The following is a 3328-nucleotide window of genomic DNA, read 5'->3' as shown; positions in this document are numbered from 1 at the left end:
CGATGCCGTAGTCGTCGCCCCAGTAGGGCCGCATCAGGTCGTCGTTCTCGTACTGCACCGAGCAGGTCTTGATCGACGTCTCCGCGCAGAATTTCTTGAAGCCCTCCGGCAGGCTCTCCGACCACAGAACGGTCAGGTTCGGTTCCGGAGCGGGGCCGAGATTCTGGAGCGTGTGCAGCATGCGGAAGCTGCCCTTGGTCACCAGCGTGCGCCCGTCGAGCGCCATGCCGCCGATGCACTCCGTCACCCAGGTCGGGTCGCCCGAGAAGAGCTGGTCGTACTCCGGCGTGCGCAGGAAGCGCACCATCCGCAGCTTGATGACGAACTGGTCGATCAGTTCCTGCGCGCCCGCCTCGTCCAGGCGGCCTTCGCGCAGGTCGCGCTCGATGTAGACGTCGAGGAAGCTGGAGACGCGGCCGAGCGACATGGCCGCCCCGTTGGCCTCCTTCACCGCGGCCAGATAGGCCAGATACGTCCACTGCACCGCCTCGAAGGCGTTGGTCGCCGGGCGGGTCACGTCGAAGCCGTAGGACGCCGCCATGGTCACGAGGTCGCGAAGCGCGCGGATCTGCTCGGTGATCTCCTCGCGCAGGCGCAGCGTGTTCTCGTCGATGCGGTCGACTTCCAGGCTCTTGTACTGCGCCTTCTTGTCGGCGATCAGGAAATCGGCGCCGTAGAGGGCCAGCCGGCGGTAGTCGCCGATGATGCGCCCGCGCCCGTAGGCGTCCGGCAGGCCGGTGATGACGCCCGATTTGCGGCAGCGCAGCATCTCGTCGGTGTAGACGTCGAACACGCCGTCGTTGTGCGTCTTGCGCAGCGCCGGGAACACGTCGTCCAGCTTGGCTGAGGGCTTGAAGCCGTAAGCCTCCAGGCCCGTCTTGACCATGCGCCAGCCGCCGAAGGGCATGATCGACCGCTTCAGCGGCTTGTCCGTCTGAAGCCCGACGATGACCTCAAGCTCCCGGTCGATGTAGCCGGGGGCGTGGCTGACGATGGAGGACACCAGTTCCGTGTCGGCGTCGAGCACGCCGCCCTTGGCCGCGCGCTCCTCCTTCAGGAGATCGCGCACTTTGTTCCACAGCGACAGGGTGCGGTCGCTGGCCGGGGAGAGGAAACTGCCGTCGCCGCCGTAGGGGCGGACGTTCTTCACGATGAAATCGCGCAGATCGACCGTGGTCCGCCAGGAACCGGGCGCAAAACCGCGCCAGGGGTTCGGCGTCTCGGCTTCGGCAACGGGGATTTTCGGTTCGAACATCAGGGAATCCATGACGCGCCTCTATTGGTCTGCGGCGGTCCCTGCCCTCCCCGGCGGGGGCCGCGCCACGTTGCGCGGCGCCGGACCGGACGGACCCGCCCGGCCAAGCATCGCGCTTGCCCAATCAGTAGGCGCCCAAAGCTCGCCGGCCACATTGATCCCAGTCAATCAATCTCTGCGAAATACGCAGAGCACCATCCAAGTCACGCCCTGTCACAAAAACTGTTAGGATGGGCCGTGTTTGCGGCGCAGCATTTGAGACAATCCATCGAGAATCGAATATTTTCATTTGGATCGCCCATTTTAAAACAGACGACCGGGATCAGCGCAGCGCGCTTGCGATATCTTGCGCCAAGCGGGCCAGGGTTCGGCTGAGGGCGTCGGCGACGGCGCCGGGATCGTCGGCCGCACTCACCGGCTCCTGCACCGCGGTGTGGCCAAGACGGCGCAGCCGGTCGCCGCCCTGGTCGAAGACGCGCCAGCGCGCCTCCAGAACCGCCGGTCCGTCCTCCGCCGCGTCGAAGCGGTCCAGCGTCACCTCAACCACCTGGGACAGCGGGAAGTCGCGCTGAAGCGGCAGGCCGACGACCTCCGCTCCCGGCAGGTCCGCCTCCAGGTTCCGCAACAGTGTGCGGGTCACCATCTCGTCGAGGGGGCCGCCCCAGCGGTCGAACTCCCGGACGACCAGCCGATTGCCTGGCGCCCGCATCACCAACTCCGACCGGTCGAGATAGCCGGGGACCTCCACCCCTTCCAGCCCGATCACGCGCCGTTGCGCCTCGGCGCCCCGCAACGGCGCGGCGCCCGGCGGCGCGGCGTCCAGCATGACCGCGTCCAGATGGTAGAAGCGGCTGGGCGGCGTGCTGCAGGCGGCCAGCAAAGCCATGACGGAGGCGCACAGCAGAAGGCGACGGGCATGAACAATCGGAGCCATGGGAATCCTCAACCGCGTTTACCCCGGATCAGGGCTTCGGGATGGCGTTCGAGATAGTCGGTCAGACCGCGGATGGAGCGGGCCGCGGCGGTCAGTTCGCGCACCAGCCCCTGCAGGTCGCTGACCGCGGGGCGGGACGAGTTGACCAGCCCGTCCGCGCTGCTGAGCGTCTTTTCGGCCTGCCGGACCAGCTTGGAGGTGTTTTCCGCCACGTCGCGCAGCGCGCGGATGGTCGGCTCGCCCTCGCTGCCCAGCGCCTGCGTCGTCTTTTCCAGCTCGGCCAGCGACCGGCTGAGCGAGCCGACGGCCTGGGCGATCTCCGGCGAGCCGATCAGGGCGCCGGCCTTCTGGATGGTCGAGCGCAGTTCCACCACCGTTTCGGCGATGGGCGCGCGGGCCAGCTCGTTCATCAGGTCGGTGGCGGTCTTGGTCGCCGTGTCGAGCACGTTCGGCTGGGAGGGCAGTTCCGGGTAGGGACCGCCGGAAATCATCGTCTGTTTCGGGGCGTCGGGGAACAGGTCCAACGTCACGATCAGTTCGCCGGTCAGCAAGTTGCCGGTGCGCAACTGCGCCCGCAGCCCCTGCTCCACCAACGCCTTCATGCCGGCATAGGCGGCCTCGGTGTCGTGCGCCGCCGGCAGCTCGCCGCCCAGCCGCTCCGGCTCGATGTTCAGGGTCACCGGGATGCGGGCCTCGCCGGTCACCGGATCCACGTCCAGGCGGATGTCGGTCACTTCACCCACCCGGATGCCGCGGAACTCCACTGCCGACCCCGGATGCAGGCCGCGCACCGAGCCGTCGAAATGCACCAGGAAGGGAACCCGCCGGGTGAAGCGCGCGTCGCTGGCCGCGTTGCGGTTCTCGTAGAGCGGAAAATCCGTGCCCTCCGCCGCGATCTCGCCGTTGTCGCCGGGGCCGCCGAGGCCGGGCGTCTCGAAGGACACGCCGCCGGTCGCCAGCGATTGCAGCGATTCCAGCGCCACCGTCGGCCCCTCGGGTCCGATGGACACCGACAGGCCGCTGGCGTTCCAGAAGCGGGTGTTGGGCCGGACGATCCGGTCATAGGGAGCGTGGATGACGACCGGTATGGTCAGCGACTGCCAGTCCTGCGAGAACTCGTAGCCGACCACATCGCCGAC

The 3328-nt window shown here is 67.9% G+C and carries 3 protein-coding genes; all 3 read right to left on the bottom strand.

The window, feature by feature from the left end; genetic code table 11:
- Window positions 1-1255, bottom strand: a 1255-nt coding sequence (locus GBZ26_RS28335) for a pyruvate formate lyase family protein (RefSeq protein ID WP_425599372.1), incomplete at its 3' end; no start/stop codon positions are given.
- 322 nt (window positions 1256-1577) lie between these two features.
- The gene (locus GBZ26_RS28330) at window positions 1578-2189 is read right to left on the bottom strand and encodes a PqiC family protein (protein WP_246653874.1); all 612 of its coding nucleotides are present in this window, start codon (window positions 2187-2189) and stop codon (window positions 1578-1580) included.
- An 8-nt stretch (window positions 2190-2197) separates the two neighbouring features.
- On the bottom strand, window positions 2198-3328 hold a 1131-nt coding region (locus tag GBZ26_RS28325), incomplete at its 5' end, for a PqiB family protein (protein ID WP_174441655.1).

Origin of the sequence: Azospirillum formosense (assembly GCF_013340925.1) — a bacterium.
Classification (GTDB): Bacteria; Pseudomonadota; Alphaproteobacteria; order Azospirillales; family Azospirillaceae; genus Azospirillum; species Azospirillum formosense.
This window is presented reverse-complemented; position numbering and strand designations above follow the sequence as displayed.

Excerpts from the sequence above, each read along its gene's own strand:
- GBZ26_RS28330 (WP_246653874.1), bottom strand. The coding sequence starts at position 2,189 with ATGGCTCCGATTGTTCATGCCCGTCGCCTTCTGCTGTGCGCCTCCGTC.